The following is a 15,349-nucleotide window of genomic DNA, read 5'->3' on the forward strand; positions in this document are numbered from 1 at the left end:
GTCAGTCTGCCTTCAACCGGGCCACCAGCGCGAACCTCCCGCACGGGCGGGCGGCGCGGTCGCTGAAGAACGGGGTGCCCTCGCCGGTGGTCAGACCCGGGAGTTCGATCCGGTTGGCCGGCACGCCGGCGTCGACGAGTTGCTGGTGGTTGGACCGGAACAGGTCGAACAGCCACCGTTCGGGGCGGCCCGGATCGGGGCGCAGGACCTCGTCCAACCGATCGCCGAACCGAGCGGCCGCGGCCTGCCGGACGTCCGGACCGACCTGGTACGCGTCCGGGCTGACGGCGGGTCCGATGCCGGCGCGGATGTTCCGCGGGTCGGTGCCGAGACCGACCATCGACGCGACGGCCGCGCTGGTCACGCCCAGGACGGTCCCGCGCCACCCGGCGTGCACGACGGCCAGGACGTGGGCGACCGGGTCGTGCAGGACCAACGGCACGCAGTCCGCGACCATCACCGCGATGACCAGGCCCGGGGTGGCCGTGACCAGTGCGTCGGTGTCGGGAATGGCCGTGCTTTCCTCCCGGGCGCCCCGGCCGCGGTGTTCGTGCGTGGCCACGGTGACCGACGGTCGGTGCACCTGCTGACCGAAGACGAAGTCGTCGAGGGTGACCCCCAGGGCGGCCGCCACCCGCTCTCGGTTCGCCCGCACCCGGGCCGGGTCGTCCTGGACGTGGAAGCCCAGGTTGAGCGATGCGTACACCCCCTCGGAGACGCCGCCGTCGCGGGTGGTGACCGCCGCGTCGACCAGGGTCGGGTCCAGAACGTCCCAGGTCATCAACGGGAATACGTCCGGGCCGGGCCTTAGGTGCATGTGCTGATCAGACCGTCAGGTCGAACGGATGACCGGCCGGGTCGGCCAGGGTGCGGTACTGCGGGCCGCCACCCTTGAGCACCGTGGCGCCCAGTTCGACGGCCCGGGCCTCGACACCGTCGAGGTCGTCGACCAGGATGTCCAGGTGGGCCTGCTGCGGGTACGCCGGGTCGGGCCAGCGGGGTGCGTTGTAGTCGTTGACCTGCTGGAACATCAGATTCTGGCCATCGCCACCGATCAGCGCACCCTCCGGCCCTTCGTAGGTGATCGGTTTCCCGAGCAGGTCGCCGTAGAAGTGGGCCAGAGCGGCGGCGTCGGGCGCATCGATCGTGACCGCGAACAGTCCGGTGCCGGTTGCACCGTCGCGCTGGCACAGGTCGAACGGGTGACCGGCCGGGTCGGCGAGGGTGATCCAGCTGGCACCCGTGGCCAAGCGGGTTGCGCCCAGGCTGATCGCCCGTTCCGCCGCAGCCTGGATGCCGTCCACCGTCAGATCGAGATGGAATTGCTGAGGGCGCTCCTGCCCTGGCCACTGCGGTGGCACGTGATCGTCGGACGGCTGGAACCCGATTTCCTGCCCGTCGGTGGTCTTCACGATGATCCAGCCGCCATCGTCGCGCCCGATCTCCCACCCGGCCAAGTCGCAGTAGAACGCGGCGACCGTCTCGGTGTCCCGCGCGTCGAATGCGGCCAATTCCAAGCGACCCGTCACCGTCATGCCGGTGATTCTCCGCCCGGCCGTCCTGGATCGCAGTTCGGCGACCTCTTCACAGTGCCATCCCTGCTGGCCTAGCAGACCGGCTCGGCGCCGGCCTCGGTACAGGCAACGGACGGCAGATCGGTACGGAGACGATCGCCGACCTTCCGGCCGATCTGCCCCAGTTGGTCCACCTCGGCCGCGGTCAGGACGTCGAAGACAAAGTGCCGAACGGCGCGGACGTGACCCGGGGCGGCGGCGACAACGCAGTCCCAGCCGGCGTCGGTGAGCTGGGCCACCGTGTACCGACCGTCGGTGGGATCGGGCTCACGCCGCATGAAGTTCTGCTGTTCCAGCCGTTTGACCACGTTCGACAGGCGTGACAGCGACCCGTTGGCCAGCTCGGCCAGCGTGCTCATCCGGAGCATCCGGCCCTCGGACATCGACAGCCAGCTGAGCACGCTGTACTCGAACCGGCCGATCCCGGAATCGCGTTGGAGCTGACCGTCCAGCGCGGCGGGCAGCTTCGACACGATCGCCATCAGACCGATCCACGCGGTCTCCTCGGCGGAGCTGAGCCACGGGACATCGGTCTCGTTCGGGCTTGTCGTGCCCCTGCTCGCCATGCCGACCAGCGTACTGAAGGTCCTCCGGGCCGGCGTGAGGTTCGGCACATGACTTCAAGCATGAAGTCAACGGCGCTAGGCTTCACTTCATCGTTGAAGTCACCGACCGAAAGTAGATCACCATGACGCTCTTCCGTCTCGACGCCAGTATCCGCACGCAGGGATCGGCTTCCCGCGAGATCGCCGACATCGTCGAAAGCGAGTGGACCGCCGCGCACCCGGGCGACAAGGTCGAACGTCGGCACCTCGGTGTCGACCCGCTGCCGTCCGATGTCTGGGCGCACGCTGTGACCGCGAGCTACGTCCCGGCGGCCGAACGCACCCCGGAGCAGGCCGCCGCCGCTTCGCTGGCTTCGTCCCTGCTGGAGGAACTACTGCAGGCCGACGCCATCGTGCTCGCGGTCCCGCTGTACAACTTCGGGGTCTCCCAGCATGTGAAGACCTGGTTCGACCTGATCATCACCGACCCGCGGGCCGCAGGAGGCGCCCGACCACTGGACGGCAAGCCGGTCGTGCTGGTGACGGTTCGCGGCGGGGCCTACGGCGCCGGGACGCCGCGCGAGGGATGGGACCACTCCACCGCCTACCTCGAGCGGATCCTGCGCGACGTGTGGGGGGCGGATCTCACCGTGGTCGAACGCGAGTTCACCCTGGTCGGAGTGGTCCCTGCCCTGGACGATTTCAAGGACCTTGCGGCCCAGATGCACAGCGCCGCACACGATGCGGCGCGCGAGGCGGGTAAGGCCCTCGCTGCGGCCTGAGCTGCCGCACCCGGCCCTACGGCTCGGTTAGACGGCACGGGTCAGCCGCAGGGTGGTTGCGGCTGCGGCGGTAGTCACCATTGCATCCACGGTCGCTGCGCCGTAGCGGGCGTACTTGGCGCGGTAGGCGGTGCTGACGTCTGTCGTCACGCTGTGGTCGTCCGCGACGTCCTGCAGGACGACATCGAATGGGCCGGTGGGCCGAGCGATCCGGGCCCGGTGTGATCTCATCGCGCGGCCGAACCAGCCCGTGTCGCGTCGGTACCAGGTCCGAACGTAGAGCTGGTCCCGGACGCGAACGACCCATACCGGTACGGCCGGTCCGAACGTCCCGTCGCCGCGGGTGGTCGCGATGTGCACCTCGTCGGCCTGGCCGATCAGTCGCAACTCCTCGGGCCGCCACGGGATGGTCATCAGGGCTGGCTCCCTTTGGTCTGGAAAGCGCTGCTCACCACGGCGGACCGGTCATTTCTCGGGTGTGCTGGGTGCGGCGAAGGCGCAGGTAGCCCCGTCCGCCGTCACGATAGCCATCGGCACCGCGATGAGCCCCACCGGTCCGGCGTTCGCGACCGACCATGTCCGTTTCGGGACCTTCGGGACGGAGTCTGAGGGCGTAAGCCTCTCCGCGTCGATCCGGCCGGTTCAGGAAGATCTATCCCGGACGTTTCAAGATCCCCTCGACCGGGTGGAGGTTCCGATGAGCGTGCCCGTGAAGCGGGGTCTGGCGATCACCGGTGTGCTCATTGCCGTCACCCTGCTGCTGACCGGATGCGCAGCGGGACCGAACACTGCCGCTGGCCCGTCCGGCCAACCGGCGGGCTTCTGGTTGGGCCTGTGGCACGGATTCATTGCCCCGGTGACCTTCCTGGTCTCTCTGTTCAATTCGCACGTGAACATCTACGAGGTCCACAACAGCGGCAACTGGTACAACTTCGGCTTCATGATCGGCCTGTCGGTGATCTTCTCGGCCCTGAACGGCCCCCGGGCCGCCGTCGGCCGCGCCCGTCGCCGGACTTCGGATCGCTCGGAAACCTGACCGCGGACGGCACCACTGCATCATCCGCTCGGGTTCGCGGGGGATCCCTCCTCGCCACCGCCACGAAAGGAAGCGAACGCCGTGAGACCAGGCAGAGTCGTCGCATTGATCATCGGTTGCCTGCTCGTGCTGCCCGGCGTGGGCCTGATCTTCGGCGGTGGGGCTCTCGGGGCGGCCTATGCGTTCGGCCGGAACAACGACGGGTACTTCCAGGTGAGCCTGTCCGATCTGAGTGCCGACGGCGCCGCGATCACCGCGCACAGCCCGGTCCTGTCCACCGACATGAACACCCCGGGCTGGCTGATCGAATCCCTGCGCACCGATGTCCGGCTCACCGTCACCGGAAGCGGGCAGCGGCCGGTCTTCATTGGGATCGGCCCGTCCGCCGACGTGGATGCCTACCTCCGCGGGGTGGCCCAGGACGAGATCACCTCGATCAGGTCCTCCGGACGGCCGGGTTATCGCAGCACCGCCGGTACGGCGGCGACCCCCCCGACGGCTCAACACTTCTGGGCCGCATCGGCCAACGGCGCCGGCACGCAGCGTCTGGCCTGGAGCCTGACCAGTGGACGCTGGGAGGTGGTGGTGATGAACGCGGACGGCTCGACCGGTGTCTCGACCGCCGCCGTCGTCGAGATCAGAGCGCCGTTCCTGCTGCCCCTGGCGCTGATCCTGTTCGTCATCGGGCTCGTCGTGACCGCCGGTGGCGTCGTGTTGATCGTGGTCGGCGCATCCGGGCGGCCCCGATCGCCGGTCGGGGCCGGGGAACTGGTTGCCCCGGAGGCCTTTCCGGTCGTCGGTGCGGCAACCGAGGAGCGTCCGGTCATGCTGGCGGCGACCCTGGACCCCGGCCTGTCCCGGTGGCAGTGGCTGGTGAAGTGGTTCCTGGCCATTCCGCACCTGTTCGTGCTGGGCTTCCTGTGGATCGCCTTCGTGGTGCTGACCGTGGTCGCCGGATTCGCGATCCTGTTCACCGGTCGGTATCCCCGCTCGTTGTTCGATTTCAACCTGGGCGTGCTGCGCTGGTCCTGGCGGGTGTCGTACTACGCCTTCAGTGGCGGTATCGGCACCGACCGGTACCCGCCGTTCACCCTGGCCGAAGTGCCGGACTACCCGGCGAGAATCGAGATCGCTTATCCGGTGCAGCTTTCCCGTGGTCTGGTCCTGGTGAAATGGTGGTTGCTGGCCATCCCGCACTACCTCATCCTGGGTCTGCTGGCCAGCAACTGGTGGTCGTGGAGCGGGGCCGGCCATGACCGGTTCAACGGCTATCCGTTCGGCGGCGGGGGTGTTCTCGGGATCCTGGTGTTCATCGCCGGCTGTGCGTTGTTGTTCACCGGGCGCTATCCCCGTTCCCTGTTCGACCTGGTTGTCGGAATCAACCGTTGGATCTTCCGGGTCATCGCGTACGCGGCGCTGATGACGGACCACTATCCGCCGTTCCGGCTGGACCAGGGCGGATCCGAGCCATCCCCACCGCCGACCCTCGGGCCGGGTGACTCCCACGTACCCAACCCGGTCAACACCGGGGGTCAGCCATGACGAAGGTCGAGATCGATCGACGGCCCAGCCTGAACAACGTCCTCATCACCAGCCCCACCCGTCCGGTCCCGGGCTACCTGGCCACCCCTCTCGGCGCCGGTCCGTGGCCGGGCGTCGTGGTGATCCATGACGTGTTGGGCATGAGCCGCGACCTCCGTGATCAGGTCGACTGGCTGGCCGGGGCGGGATATCTGACCGTGGCGCCGGACCTGTTCGGCCGCCGGAACCGGGTGGCCTGCATGATCTCGGTGATGCGGGACGTCCGGGCCCAGCGGGGCCGGACGTACGACGACATCGCCGCGGCCCGGGCCTGGCTGATCGACCGGTCCGACTGCACCGGCGAGGTCGGGGTGATCGGCTTCTGTCTCGGGGGCGGCCTGGCCCTGATGATGGCGCCCGGACACGGGTTCGGCGCGGCGAGCGTGAACTACGGCACCGCCGCGAAGGAGTTCTACTCACCGGACTTCCTGCGTTCCGCTTGTCCGATCGTCGGCAGCTACGGCGGGCGGGACTCCACCATGCGGGGCGTCGCGGACCGCCTGGATCGAGTCCTGACCGAGGTCGGGGTCGAACACGACGTCAAGGAATATCCGGACGCCGGCCACGAGTTCCTCAACGACCACGAAAGGGCCGGCGACCCGTCTCCGCTGCTGTTCCGGGTGCTGGGGAAACTGACGCCGGGAGATGGCTACCACCCGGAGTCCGCCCGTGACGCCCGCCGCCGGATCGTTGCCTTCTTCGACGCGCACCTGAAGCCGAAAGGTTCTGCGCCGCAGGCGGATTCGGAGCATCCGGTGCAGATGGCGGAGGCCCCGTCGCCGAACGCCACGCGGTCGGCCGGTGCACAGGGCAGCGACGAACCATCCAACTAGACGCGTTCGCATCATCGGCCCGGACCGGTTCGAGGCCTGGACCGGGCCCGACCATACGCAGGCCGAACCACCGGACACCCGTCAAACCACCGGACACCCGTCAAACCACCGGACACCCGTCAGCCGGGACGACTCAGAAGCCGGTCGGTTCGGTCGCCAGTTCGGGCTCCAGTGGCTGCGGTTCGTGGTGAAGCGGCTGCAGCGCAGTGGTTTCCTCGAGCCAGAGCAGGGCGTCGTAGCGCTCCCCGATGCGGGTGGGAACGTAGTTGCCGCTTTCCCGGGTCGGGTCGTAGACGACGCCGATGGCTCGGTGGCCCAGTCGCCGGGACAACCAGGGCCCCGACCGCTCCTCGCCGAACAGGAGCACCGCCGGTTCGTGAAGGGTGTCGTGCAACAGGCCTTCGTGGGTGTCGGGCCGAGCGTCGGGCACCGTGAAGGCCTGTTCCGGCGCGGCCCAGGAGCCGGCGGCCAGGACCGTGCCGCGGTAGCCGGCGAACCCGATCAGCATGACCTCCCCCGGGTAGCGCTCGCGCAGGAGCTGACCGACGTTGACCAGACCGGCCTGGGCCATGTCGGTGGCGCGGGCATCGCCGACGTGGGTGTTGTGCTCCCACACCAGGCCTTTGGAGTTGGGGCCGAGGTGTTCGGCGATGCGGCCCACCGTGTCGGTCATGTGGTGGTCGCGGATGTTCCACGATTGGCGGTCTCCCCTGACCATCGTGCGGTAGTAGTGCTCGGCATCGGCGGCCACTTCGGCGTTCTGGGCCGCGTCGAAGGCGTCCTCGTCCCACTGCATGCGTTCCCGGGTCTGCCGACGCACCTGGACGAGCAGGGAGACGATCTCCGATTCGCACGAGTTGGGCACCAGCCGGGTACTCCACGCGTACCGCTGCGGGTCCTCCCCGTAGGGCAGGAAGCACTGCCACGCGCGCATCGCGGTGGAAACGGCGTCGGGGGCGTTGGTCTCGAGCCAGGTCATGATCTGCCACAACGAGTCCCACAGCGAGTACACGTCCAGACCGTAGAAGCCGACGCGTTCCGGCTCCGGTCGGGCCAGGTTGTACGTGCGCAACCAGGTCAGGAATTCGGCGACGTCGTGGTTCGCCCACATCCAGGTCGGCCAGCGCTCGAACCCGGCCAGGAGCTGCGGCGCGGTCAGTTCCTGGTCCGCGTGTCCGCGGACCCACCGGTTGATCCGCCAGCAGTCGGGCCAGTCGCCCTCGACGCCGATCCAGGTGAAGCCCTCCTCCTGGATCAGGCGCCGGCTGAGCAGGGCACGCCAGCGGTAGTACTCGTGCGTGCCGTGGGACGCCTCGCCGACGCACACGAACCGGCTCTGCCCCGCGCGCCGGACCAACGGGCTCAGGTCGGCGACCCGCGCGAGCGGGGTGGCCAGAGACCTGATCTCGGCGTCCGGCCGGCGGTCGGAATTCATCGTTGACTGCTTGCGGCCGGCGTCCGGTCGGGGACGGCCAGATAGTGCGCGAACCAGTCGCGGGCCAGGATGGCGACCTCGGCCAGGGTGCCGGGCTCCTCGAACAGGTGGGTGGCGCCGGGCACGATCTCCAGACGGTTGGGACAGGAGAGTTGGGCCTGCGCCTGCCGATTCAGGGACAGCACCAGTTCGTCGTTGCCGCCGACGATCAGCAGGGTCGGCGCGCGCACCGCGGCCAGACGCGAACCGGCCAGGTCGGGCCGGCCGCCGCGTGACACAACGGCCGCGACCGGGCTGTCCAGTTCGGCCGCCGCGGACAGGGCCGCCCCGGCTCCGGTGCTCGCGCCGAAGTAGCCGATCCGCGCGTTCCGGGTGTCCTCCCGTGTCCGCAGCCAGGCCGTCGCCACCTCGAGCCGTTCGGCCAGCAGCCCGATGTCGAAGACCTTGGCCCGGTCCAGTTCCTCGGTCGGCGTCAGCAGATCCAGCAGCAGCGTCCCCAGCCCGGCCTGGCTGAGCACATCGGCCACGTAGCGGTTGCGCGGACTGTGCCGACTGCTGCCGCTGCCGTGGGCGAACACGACCACCCCGTTCAGGTCGTCCGGCAGGTGCAGGTGACCGTCCAGGGCCGCCCCGTCGATCGGGATCTGCACGTCGGTGTCGACGCAGTCGGCCACGCTCAGACCGGGGGCGGCGTGCCGCAGCCGATCGGCGGCCGCGTCGAGCAACGCGACCACCTCGTCGTCGGTGGTGGGGGTGAAGTCGCGGTAGAACGCGCCGACGGCCAGAAAGTCGGCCGGGAGTGACGCGCAGATGACCTGATCGGCTTCCGGCAGACGCCGGACGACGTCGCGCGGCGCGACCGGCGCGGCCATGATGACCTGGGCCGCGCCGAGTCGGCGAGCCACCTGGCACGCCACCCGGGCGGTCGAACCGGTGGCTATCCCGTCGTCGACGACGATCACCACCCGGTCGGTCAGGTCGATCCGCGGACGGCCTCGTCGCAGGCGCGTGAGCCGTGCCTCCAGGGCCGCCCGCTCCCGCCGCTCGACGGCGGCCAGATCCGCGTCGGTGATCCGGGCGGCGGCCAGGACGTCGGGGTTCAGCACGCGCACGCCGCCTTCCCCGATGGCCCCCATGGCCAGATCGGGTTGGAACGGCACGCCCAGCTTGCGCACCACGATCACGTCCAGCGGCGCATCGAGCGCGGCCGCGACTTCGAAGGCCACCGGCACGCCGCCACGCGGCAATCCCAGGACGACGAGGTCGTCCCCTCGGAACGATTCCAGTTCCCGGGCCAGACGCCGTCCGGCATCCACTCGGTCCACAAAGACGACCATTTCCCACTCCGTCCGACTGATGTCCCCACCGACTGGTCCGGCCTCGGAGCCTCAGGATGGGCCGGGCCCGCGCCGGCGGACAGGGCCGAAGGTCACTCATTCCCGAGCGTCGGCGCCGTCGGCTTTCACGGGGTGGCGATCGGCCCGGAGGGGGCGGGAGGTGGGAGTTCGTGGAGCCGGCGAGCCAGGAAGGTGCGCTCGACCGCGTTGTCGGTCAGGGCGAGCGCCTCCTCGTAGGCGAGTCGCGCCTGGGCCGGTCGATCCAGCCGCCGCAGCAGGTCGGCCCGCGCGGCGGCCAGGTAGGCGTAGGTGCTCAGGGCCGGCTCGGCGAGCAGCCGATCGATCTCGGCCAGGCCGGCCTGCGGTCCGTCCCGGAACCCGATGGCCACCGCCCGGTTCATCTCGACCACCGGATTCGGCCAGCGTCGGCGCAGCAGGTCGTACAGTCCGACGATCTCGGACCAGTCGGTCGCCGCCCAGGACGGGGCCTCGGCGTGGACCGCGGCGATCGCGGCCTGCAACGCGAAACGTCCGGCCGGGGCCCGCCGCAGGACCGTCGTCAGCAGGCCGACTCCCTCGTCGATCTGCGCCCGGTCCCACTGCCGGCGGTCCTGATCGGCGAGCAACACCAGTTCACCGCCCGCCATCCGGGTCGAACGGCGAGCGTCGGTCAACCGGAGCAGGGCCAGCAGGGCGGCGACCTCGGGTTCGTCCGGCAACAGCCGGTGCAGCAGACCGGCCAGCTCGAGGGCCCGGTCGAGCAGGTCGGCGCGGAGCAGATCGGTGCCGGCCGGTGCCGCATGCCCGGTGGTGAAGATGAGGTGAACGACCTCGGTCACCCCGGCCAGCCGCTGCGGCAATTCCGGCGCGGCCGGAATCCGGTACGGGATCCGGGCGTGGGTGATCTTCTTCTTGGCCCGGGTGATTCGAGCGGCCATGGTCGGCTCGGAGACCAAGAAGGCCCTAGCCACCTCGGCGGTGCTCAATCCGCAGACCAGGCGCAGGGTCAGAGCGACCTGGGCGTCCCGGCGCAGCGCGGGGTGGCAGCACGTGAAGATCAGTCGCAGCAGGGCGTCGTCGACCGCCGGGCGGTGCAGATCGACCTCTGATTCCTCGTCCATCACCAGCAGCGGCATCGTACGACGGAAGACAGATTCTCGTTTGAGCAGGTCACGAGCCCGATTCCGGGCAACGGTGGTCAGCCAGGCCCCCGGCCGGGCGGGCACCCCCGCCGTCGGCCAGGTCTGCAAGGCCTGCGCGTAGGCGTCCTGCACGCATTCCTGCGCCAGGTCAAGGTCACGCGTGAGGCGGACGGTGGACGCCACGACCCACGCCCACTCGGTGTGGTGGGCGTGGCGGAGGGCGGCCTGGACGTCGGTCGTCGGGTCGTGGGCGGTCAGCTCGGCCCCTGCAGGGGGCGGACCTCGACGCCACTGTGGTCGTCGCCGACCTCGGGCAGCAGCCTGGCCAGCGCGATGGCGGCGTCGAGATCGGGGGCCTCGAGCAGGTAGAAGCCGCCGACCGCTTCCTTCGTCTCCAGGAACGGGCCGTCCGTGATGGTCGGGTTCTCCGGACTCTCGCCCGCCCGCAGGCTGGTCGCCGTGGTGGTGGGCTCCAGCGCGGCTCCGGTCAGGACGGCGCCGTCTGCCGCGCGGTGGAACGCGCGGTGCCCGGCATCGAGCCGCTGCATCTGGTCCGGGGTCATCGACTCCCACCGCTGCTCGTTGCCGTAGATGAGGATCAGGTACTTCGCCATTGGCTGCATCCTTCCGTTGTTCGGCCGGTTCGGCTCGTTCACCTCCACGACGATCTCGGTGGTCCGGGATCGACAGATTCCGAGCGGGCGGTGATTAGCTTGACAGCTAATTAACCGTGTGGTGAAGTACAGGTATGCCCATCGCCACCGAGGAGCGCCTGAACGCGACGTTCACCGCGCTGGCCGACCCCACTCGCCGAGCCATCGTGGCCCGGCTGGCCCGGGCGGACGCCACCGTCACCGAGTTGGCGGCTCCGTTCGACCTGACGTTGCCCGGTATCTCCAAGCACCTCAAGGTGCTCGAGCGCTGCGGCCTGATCTCCCGTTCCCGGCAGGCGCAGTTCCGGCCCTGCCACCTGGAGCGGGCGTCGCTGGACGCCGCAATGGAGTGGATCCAGGACAGCCGCCGCGTCTGGGCCGAGCGGTTCGACAACCTCGATGCGCACCTGCGGGACATCCAGGAGGAGAAATGACCGAACTGACCTACACCCGGATCTTTCACGCCCCGAGAGAGCTGGTGTTCCGCTGCATGATCGACCCGGCCCACCTGACGCATTTCTGGGGACCGAGCGGCACCACCACACCGCAGGCGGAGATCAGGGTGGATCCCCGTCCCGGCGGAGTTTTCGAAACGGTGATGGTCAACCAGAGCGACGGCCGCCGCTATGCCTCCCGGTCCGTGTTCGTCGAGGTCACCGCGCCGGAACGGCTGATCTGGACGGACACCGACACCGGCGTCACCACGACGTCCACCTTCGCCGACCTGGACGGCGGACGCACCGAGGTCACCATTCACCAGGTCGGCGTCCCCGAGGCCTACCTCAGCCCGCAGGCCCAGGCCGGGTTCAAGACGTCGCTCGACCGGTTCGCCGCCCATCTCGCCACCCTGATCGAGGCGTGACTCCGATGGCCGGCACCACCTCCGCCGACGGAACGCTGATCAGTTACGACCGCACGGGCACCGGTCCGGCACTGATCCTGGTGCTCGGGGCCTTCAACGATCGCGGGGCGGGGGCCGCCCTGGCCGAGCGGCTGTCGTCGGACTTCACGGTCTACAACTACGACCGGAGGGGCCGCGGCCGCAGCGGTGACGCACCGGGCTCGGGCGTCGACCAGGAAATCGACGACCTGTCGGCACTGCTGGCGGAGGCCGGCGGGAATGCCCTGGTGTTCGGTTACTCCTCCGGTGCCGTGCTCGCCCTCCGAGCCGCCGCCCGAGGCCTGCCGATCACCCGGCTCGCCGTCTACGACCCGCCGTTCCTGGTCAACGGCTCGACGCCGGCCTACTGGACCGCGCTGGCCGACCGCATCGATGCGCTGGTGGCCGATGACCGCCGGGGCGACGCCGTTGAGCTGTACCAGACCCGAGGCGTCGGCATGCCGGAGGAAGTGGTGGTGCAACTCCGCGGGGCGCCGTTCCGCCCGGCGCTGGAGGCCATGGCCCACACCCTCGCCTACGACGCCCGGGCCCTGGCCTCTCCGGCCGATCTGCCGGCCACGGTGTCCATCCCGACCCTCGTCCTGCACGGTGTGGACGGGCCGCCGGTGCTCTCCGGAGCCACCCAGGCGGTTGCGCAGGCTCTGCCCAACGGGGAGTACCTCGGTCTGGTCGGGCAGACCCACGATCTGGTTCCGGAGGTGCTCGGGCCGGTGCTGTGCGACTTCTACGGCGGCGCTCTCACTGCGGGGCAACGGGGTCGATTGACCTGACCGGCGGGCGGGAACCGACCGCGATGTGAACATGACGGAGCAGTTTGCCGCCGCCCGACGGTCGGCCGCCAGGAGCGCCGACGGGCCCGAGATGCTGGCCGTGCAGCTGTCCATGGCCTGTGTGGACGTGCTGCCGGTGGACGGGGCCGGCATCAGCGTGTTCAGCAGCCGCACGTTCCGCGCCCCGATCGGGGCGAGCAACCCCGGGGTCGCCGCCGCCGAACGCCTCCAGTTCACCACCGGGGAGGGCCCGTGCCTGAGCGCGCACGCCAGCGGCGATGCGCTCGTCGCATCGGAATCGGACATGCAGGCCCGGTGGCCGGCCTTCCATGCCGAGCTGGTGTCGGGCACGCCATTCCGGGCGATCGCCTCGTTCCCGCTCAAGGACGGACTGTTCGGTCTGGGTGCCCTCGACCTGTACTTCCGGGTCGCCGCTCGGCTCGATCAGTTGCGCTGGGAAGAGGCCGGAGCGGTGGCCGCCCTGGTCGCGCAGACCTTGGCCGAGCAACCGTTCCGGGCCACCCTGAGCGGCGAGCCGGCACCCGATTGGCTCGAATCTCCGCTCGCCGTCGACCGCACGATGGTCTCCATCGCGATGGGGATGCTCACCGTGGCCGCGGAACTCAGCTTCGGTGACGCTCTCGCGGTCCTGCGCGCGCACGCCTTCGGCACCAACCGCACGGTGGACGAGGTCAGCGCCGACGTCGTCCACCGCAGCCTGCCGATCGATGACCTCGACCTTACCTACCAGCGGTGATCGGCCCGGGGCGATGATCTCCGAGGGAAGCGTGCTTGACGGCCGCTACCGTCTGGACGTGCTGATCGGCCGCGGCGGCACGGCCGAGGTCTACCGGGCCGCCGACCAGGTCCTCGCGCGCGAGGTGGCGGTGAAGGTGTTCGACTCCCGGCTGACCGACCTCAATTCGGTGGAACGTCAGCAGAGCGAGATGCACGTGCTGGCCTCGCTGAACCACCCGAACCTGGTGGCCGTGCACGACGCTCGGATCGCCGATGTGGACGGGGCGGCCGAGGTGAACGGCCATACCTACCTGGTGATGGAGCTGGTCACCGGCGTGACCTTGGCTGACGTGTTGCAGAGGGGGCCGATGCCGCCCGAACAGACCCGGGAGATCGGACGAACCCTGGCGCAGACGCTGGCCTATGTTCACGCGCACGACCTGATCCATCGGGACGTGAAGCCGGCCAACGTTCTGCTCTCGGAATCGGGACAGGTCAAGCTCGGCGATTTCGGTCTGGCCCGCCTGCTGACCGCCGAGGACCGGGTGACCGCCGGGAGCGACGTGATGGGCACGGCGGCGTACTTCAGTCCGGAACAGGCCGCCGCGCGCGAGGTCGGACCGGCGGCCGACGTGTATTCCCTCGGGTTGGTCCTGCTGGAATGCCTGACCGGCACCCGCGAGTTTCCCGGAGAGCCGGTGCAGGCGGCCGTCGCCCGCCTGCTCCGGGATCCGGTGATCCCGCCCGGCCTCCCGCTGCCCTGGCCGCCGTTGCTGGCCGCGATGACCGACGCCGTGCCCTCGATGCGACCGACCGCCCAGCAGGTGGCCGACGCACTGGCCGGGGCCAGGACCGCGATCCCAGTGCCGCCGTCGATGCCACCGCCGAGCCAGGATCAGGCGACGGCCGTCTGGTCGAGCCCGATGACTCCGTTCTTCGCGCCGGACGGGACCCCGCCCCGACGGCGCCGCCGCCGGGGCGGCGTCCTGCTCGGCGCGGGGTCGGTGGCGGCGTTGGCCGTCATCGGTGCGCTGATGCTGGCCCAGCCCGATTCGTCACCGCAGCCGACGCCGACGAACAGTTCGCCGTCCACGCAGATCGTGACGACGAGCAGCGCCGGTTCGCAGTCGTCGGTGTCTTCCCGGCGCACCACGGCGCCGGTGGTTGCCGCGGCGACCCGGAGGTCGACGAGCAAGTCGGCTCCGGTCTCGGCCAGTGTTGCGACTCCGGTGCGCCCGACCCCCGTTCGGCCCTCGACCTCGGTGGCCCCGGTGCGGCAATCGCTGTCGACAACGACCCCGGCTCCGCCGCCACCCGTCGCCGCGACGACCCCCAAGGCCCCCAAGGGCGCCGGGCATGGTCCGACCAAGAAACCCAAGAAGCCCAAGGGCTGAGCAGGCCGGTACGGCCGAGGCCGAGGACCCGGGACCTACGACGACGGCACCCCGCTCCAGTCGTTCGGAGCGGGGTGCCGTCGTCGCAGGTTCAGCCGGGGATCAGTACCAGAACTTCCGGCCGCCGATCGCGCGACCGGTGGCGCCGAGCAGGGCCAGGATGGCGCCGACAACGACCAGGATGATCCCGATCGTCCAGAGGATCGGAATGCTGGCGACGAAGCCGACGATGAGGAGGATGACTCCGAGGATGATCATGTGCTGCCTTTCGTGGTTGGCCCGTCGGCGCACAGCGCGCTGAGCGGGTCGGATCGGACGAGGCGACTGACGGTCAGAGACCGCTGATGCGGTCGTCGCGCTCGACGACCGCCTGTCGGCCGAGAGAATCGGTGGTGATCGCGGTGCTCCGCGCTCTCCTGGTCCGGGGCATGAAGATGACCAAGCTGAGCAGGAGGACGAGCAACCCGCCACCCATGATGATGAAACCGATGGTGGTGAGGTCGAAGTCGTGGAACTGCGCCTTGACCCCGAACGCCAGGACGGCGCCCACGACGATCAGGAACACTCCGAGTCCGATACCCATGTCTGTCTCTCTCTCCGGTTCGCCTTCAGTGCCGGGTGCTCCGAG

19 protein-coding genes are annotated in these 15,349 nt (G+C 69.8%); 9 read left to right on the forward strand and 10 right to left on the reverse strand.

Annotated features, from left to right (window positions below; all coding sequences use genetic code 11):
- Nucleotide 1: 1 nt before the first annotated feature.
- The 3 genes from pgeF to BLS97_RS08795 all read right to left on the reverse strand — a co-directional run bounded on the left by pgeF (nucleotide 2) and on the right by BLS97_RS08795 (nucleotide 2,140).
- A complete protein-coding gene (gene pgeF, locus BLS97_RS08785) occupies nucleotides 2-781 on the reverse strand; it encodes a peptidoglycan editing factor PgeF (RefSeq protein ID WP_157695313.1) in 780 nt (259 codons plus the stop codon).
- Nucleotides 782-824: 43 nt separating this feature from the next.
- Nucleotides 825-1,535, reverse strand: coding sequence for a VOC family protein (locus BLS97_RS08790; protein ID WP_197676480.1), 711 nt, complete (start codon nucleotides 1,533-1,535; stop codon nucleotides 825-827).
- A gap of 71 nt (nucleotides 1,536-1,606) precedes the next feature.
- On the reverse strand, nucleotides 1,607-2,140 hold the full coding sequence (locus BLS97_RS08795; RefSeq protein WP_090481730.1) for a MarR family winged helix-turn-helix transcriptional regulator: 534 nt from the start codon (nucleotides 2,138-2,140) through the stop codon (nucleotides 1,607-1,609).
- A 122-nt stretch (nucleotides 2,141-2,262) separates the two neighbouring features.
- On the opposite strand from BLS97_RS08795, the gene BLS97_RS08800 reads away from it, so the two are divergent.
- Nucleotides 2,263-2,901, forward strand: a complete 639-nt coding sequence (locus tag BLS97_RS08800; protein WP_090475650.1) for an FMN-dependent NADH-azoreductase — start codon at nucleotides 2,263-2,265, stop codon at nucleotides 2,899-2,901.
- A 27-nt stretch (nucleotides 2,902-2,928) separates the two neighbouring features.
- On the opposite strand, the gene BLS97_RS08805 is transcribed toward BLS97_RS08800, so the two are convergent.
- Entirely contained in the window at nucleotides 2,929-3,315 is a 387-nt protein-coding gene (locus BLS97_RS08805) for a DUF2255 family protein (protein ID WP_090475651.1), read from the reverse strand.
- A gap of 64 nt (nucleotides 3,316-3,379) precedes the next feature.
- Here BLS97_RS08805 and BLS97_RS23445 point away from each other — a divergent pair, with 64 nt between their 5' ends.
- The 3 genes from BLS97_RS23445 (at nucleotide 3,380) to BLS97_RS08820 (ending at nucleotide 6,351) form a co-directional block, all read left to right on the forward strand.
- Nucleotides 3,380-3,937 (forward strand): hypothetical protein, encoded by a 558-nt coding sequence (locus BLS97_RS23445; protein WP_197676481.1) that lies wholly within the window; start codon nucleotides 3,380-3,382, stop codon nucleotides 3,935-3,937.
- Nucleotides 3,938-4,018: 81 nt separating this feature from the next.
- Nucleotides 4,019-5,479 carry a DUF4389 domain-containing protein gene (locus tag BLS97_RS23450; RefSeq protein WP_197676482.1) on the forward strand — a complete coding sequence of 487 codons (1,461 nt, stop codon included), beginning with the start codon at nucleotides 4,019-4,021 and terminating at the stop codon, nucleotides 5,477-5,479.
- Nucleotides 5,476-6,351 carry a dienelactone hydrolase family protein gene (locus tag BLS97_RS08820; RefSeq protein ID WP_090475652.1) on the forward strand — a complete coding sequence of 292 codons (876 nt, stop codon included), beginning with the start codon at nucleotides 5,476-5,478 and terminating at the stop codon, nucleotides 6,349-6,351. Before BLS97_RS23450 ends, BLS97_RS08820 begins: the two co-directional genes overlap by 4 nt.
- Nucleotides 6,352-6,484: 133 nt before the next feature.
- Here BLS97_RS08820 and BLS97_RS08825 read toward each other — a convergent pair whose 3' ends face one another.
- From BLS97_RS08825 to BLS97_RS08840, 4 genes are all read right to left on the reverse strand, one after another.
- Nucleotides 6,485-7,786, reverse strand: a complete 1,302-nt coding sequence (locus tag BLS97_RS08825; protein WP_090475653.1) for an erythromycin esterase family protein — start codon at nucleotides 7,784-7,786, stop codon at nucleotides 6,485-6,487.
- Nucleotides 7,783-9,123 carry a phosphoribosyltransferase gene (locus BLS97_RS08830; RefSeq protein WP_090475654.1) on the reverse strand — a complete coding sequence of 447 codons (1,341 nt, stop codon included), beginning with the start codon at nucleotides 9,121-9,123 and terminating at the stop codon, nucleotides 7,783-7,785. Before BLS97_RS08830 ends, BLS97_RS08825 begins: the two co-directional genes overlap by 4 nt.
- Before the next feature lie 125 nt (nucleotides 9,124-9,248).
- Nucleotides 9,249-10,523, reverse strand: coding sequence for an RNA polymerase sigma factor (locus BLS97_RS08835; protein ID WP_090481738.1), 1,275 nt, complete (start codon nucleotides 10,521-10,523; stop codon nucleotides 9,249-9,251).
- Nucleotides 10,520-10,879, reverse strand: a complete 360-nt coding sequence (locus BLS97_RS08840; RefSeq protein WP_172832358.1) for a YciI family protein — start codon at nucleotides 10,877-10,879, stop codon at nucleotides 10,520-10,522. The genes BLS97_RS08835 and BLS97_RS08840 overlap by 4 nt, the downstream gene beginning before the upstream one ends.
- Nucleotides 10,880-11,013: 134 nt before the next feature.
- On the opposite strand from BLS97_RS08840, the gene BLS97_RS08845 reads away from it, so the two are divergent.
- Genes BLS97_RS08845 through BLS97_RS08865 form a run of 5 tightly spaced genes read left to right on the forward strand, consistent with a single transcriptional unit; the run spans nucleotide 11,014 to nucleotide 14,721 of the window.
- Nucleotides 11,014-11,352 carry an ArsR/SmtB family transcription factor gene (locus BLS97_RS08845; protein ID WP_090475655.1) on the forward strand — a complete coding sequence of 113 codons (339 nt, stop codon included), beginning with the start codon at nucleotides 11,014-11,016 and terminating at the stop codon, nucleotides 11,350-11,352.
- Nucleotides 11,349-11,780 carry an SRPBCC family protein gene (locus BLS97_RS08850; RefSeq protein ID WP_090475656.1) on the forward strand — a complete coding sequence of 144 codons (432 nt, stop codon included), beginning with the start codon at nucleotides 11,349-11,351 and terminating at the stop codon, nucleotides 11,778-11,780. Before BLS97_RS08845 ends, BLS97_RS08850 begins: the two co-directional genes overlap by 4 nt.
- A gap of 5 nt (nucleotides 11,781-11,785) precedes the next feature.
- The gene (locus BLS97_RS08855; RefSeq protein WP_090475657.1) at nucleotides 11,786-12,589 is read left to right on the forward strand and encodes an alpha/beta fold hydrolase; all 804 of its coding nucleotides are present in this window, start codon (nucleotides 11,786-11,788) and stop codon (nucleotides 12,587-12,589) included.
- Nucleotides 12,590-12,620: 31 nt separating this feature from the next.
- The gene (locus BLS97_RS08860; protein ID WP_157695314.1) at nucleotides 12,621-13,346 is read left to right on the forward strand and encodes an ANTAR domain-containing protein; all 726 of its coding nucleotides are present in this window, start codon (nucleotides 12,621-12,623) and stop codon (nucleotides 13,344-13,346) included.
- Complete coding sequence (locus BLS97_RS08865; RefSeq protein WP_090475659.1) at nucleotides 13,318-14,721, forward strand: serine/threonine-protein kinase; 1,404 nt, start codon at nucleotides 13,318-13,320, stop codon at nucleotides 14,719-14,721. Before BLS97_RS08860 ends, BLS97_RS08865 begins: the two co-directional genes overlap by 29 nt.
- A gap of 102 nt (nucleotides 14,722-14,823) precedes the next feature.
- Here BLS97_RS08865 and BLS97_RS23220 read toward each other — a convergent pair whose 3' ends face one another.
- A complete protein-coding gene (locus tag BLS97_RS23220; protein ID WP_090475660.1) occupies nucleotides 14,824-14,979 on the reverse strand; it encodes a DUF6131 family protein in 156 nt (51 codons plus the stop codon).
- 73 nt (nucleotides 14,980-15,052) lie between these two features.
- Entirely contained in the window at nucleotides 15,053-15,304 is a 252-nt protein-coding gene (locus BLS97_RS08875) for a DUF6458 family protein (RefSeq protein ID WP_197676483.1), read from the reverse strand.
- Nucleotides 15,305-15,349: the final 45 nt, after the last annotated feature.

Origin of the sequence: Nakamurella panacisegetis, assembly GCF_900104535.1 — a bacterium.
In the GTDB taxonomy this organism is placed as follows: domain Bacteria; phylum Actinomycetota; class Actinomycetes; order Mycobacteriales; family Nakamurellaceae; genus Nakamurella; species Nakamurella panacisegetis.

Excerpts from the sequence above, each read along its gene's own strand:
- BLS97_RS08830 (WP_090475654.1), bottom strand. The coding sequence starts at position 9,123 with ATGGTCGTCTTTGTGGACCGAGTGGATGCCGGACGGCGTCTGGCCCGG.
- BLS97_RS08860 (WP_157695314.1), top strand. The coding sequence starts at position 12,621 with ATGACGGAGCAGTTTGCCGCCGCCCGACGGTCGGCCGCCAGGAGCGCC.
- BLS97_RS23220 (WP_090475660.1), bottom strand. The coding sequence starts at position 14,979 with ATGATCATCCTCGGAGTCATCCTCCTCATCGTCGGCTTCGTCGCCAGC.
- pgeF (WP_157695313.1), bottom strand. The coding sequence starts at position 781 with ATGACCTGGGACGTTCTGGACCCGACCCTGGTCGACGCGGCGGTCACC.
- BLS97_RS08795 (WP_090481730.1), bottom strand. The coding sequence starts at position 2,140 with ATGGCGAGCAGGGGCACGACAAGCCCGAACGAGACCGATGTCCCGTGG.
- BLS97_RS08865 (WP_090475659.1), top strand. The coding sequence starts at position 13,318 with ATGACCTCGACCTTACCTACCAGCGGTGATCGGCCCGGGGCGATGATC.
- BLS97_RS08850 (WP_090475656.1), top strand. The coding sequence starts at position 11,349 with ATGACCGAACTGACCTACACCCGGATCTTTCACGCCCCGAGAGAGCTG.
- BLS97_RS08875 (WP_197676483.1), bottom strand. The coding sequence starts at position 15,304 with ATGGGTATCGGACTCGGAGTGTTCCTGATCGTCGTGGGCGCCGTCCTG.
- BLS97_RS08820 (WP_090475652.1), top strand. The coding sequence starts at position 5,476 with ATGACGAAGGTCGAGATCGATCGACGGCCCAGCCTGAACAACGTCCTC.
- BLS97_RS08845 (WP_090475655.1), top strand. The coding sequence starts at position 11,014 with ATGCCCATCGCCACCGAGGAGCGCCTGAACGCGACGTTCACCGCGCTG.
- BLS97_RS08840 (WP_172832358.1), bottom strand. The coding sequence starts at position 10,879 with ATGGCGAAGTACCTGATCCTCATCTACGGCAACGAGCAGCGGTGGGAG.
- BLS97_RS08800 (WP_090475650.1), top strand. The coding sequence starts at position 2,263 with ATGACGCTCTTCCGTCTCGACGCCAGTATCCGCACGCAGGGATCGGCT.
- BLS97_RS08855 (WP_090475657.1), top strand. The coding sequence starts at position 11,786 with ATGGCCGGCACCACCTCCGCCGACGGAACGCTGATCAGTTACGACCGC.
- BLS97_RS08825 (WP_090475653.1), bottom strand. The coding sequence starts at position 7,786 with ATGAATTCCGACCGCCGGCCGGACGCCGAGATCAGGTCTCTGGCCACC.
- BLS97_RS08805 (WP_090475651.1), bottom strand. The coding sequence starts at position 3,315 with ATGACCATCCCGTGGCGGCCCGAGGAGTTGCGACTGATCGGCCAGGCC.
- BLS97_RS08790 (WP_197676480.1), bottom strand. The coding sequence starts at position 1,535 with ATGACGGTGACGGGTCGCTTGGAATTGGCCGCATTCGACGCGCGGGAC.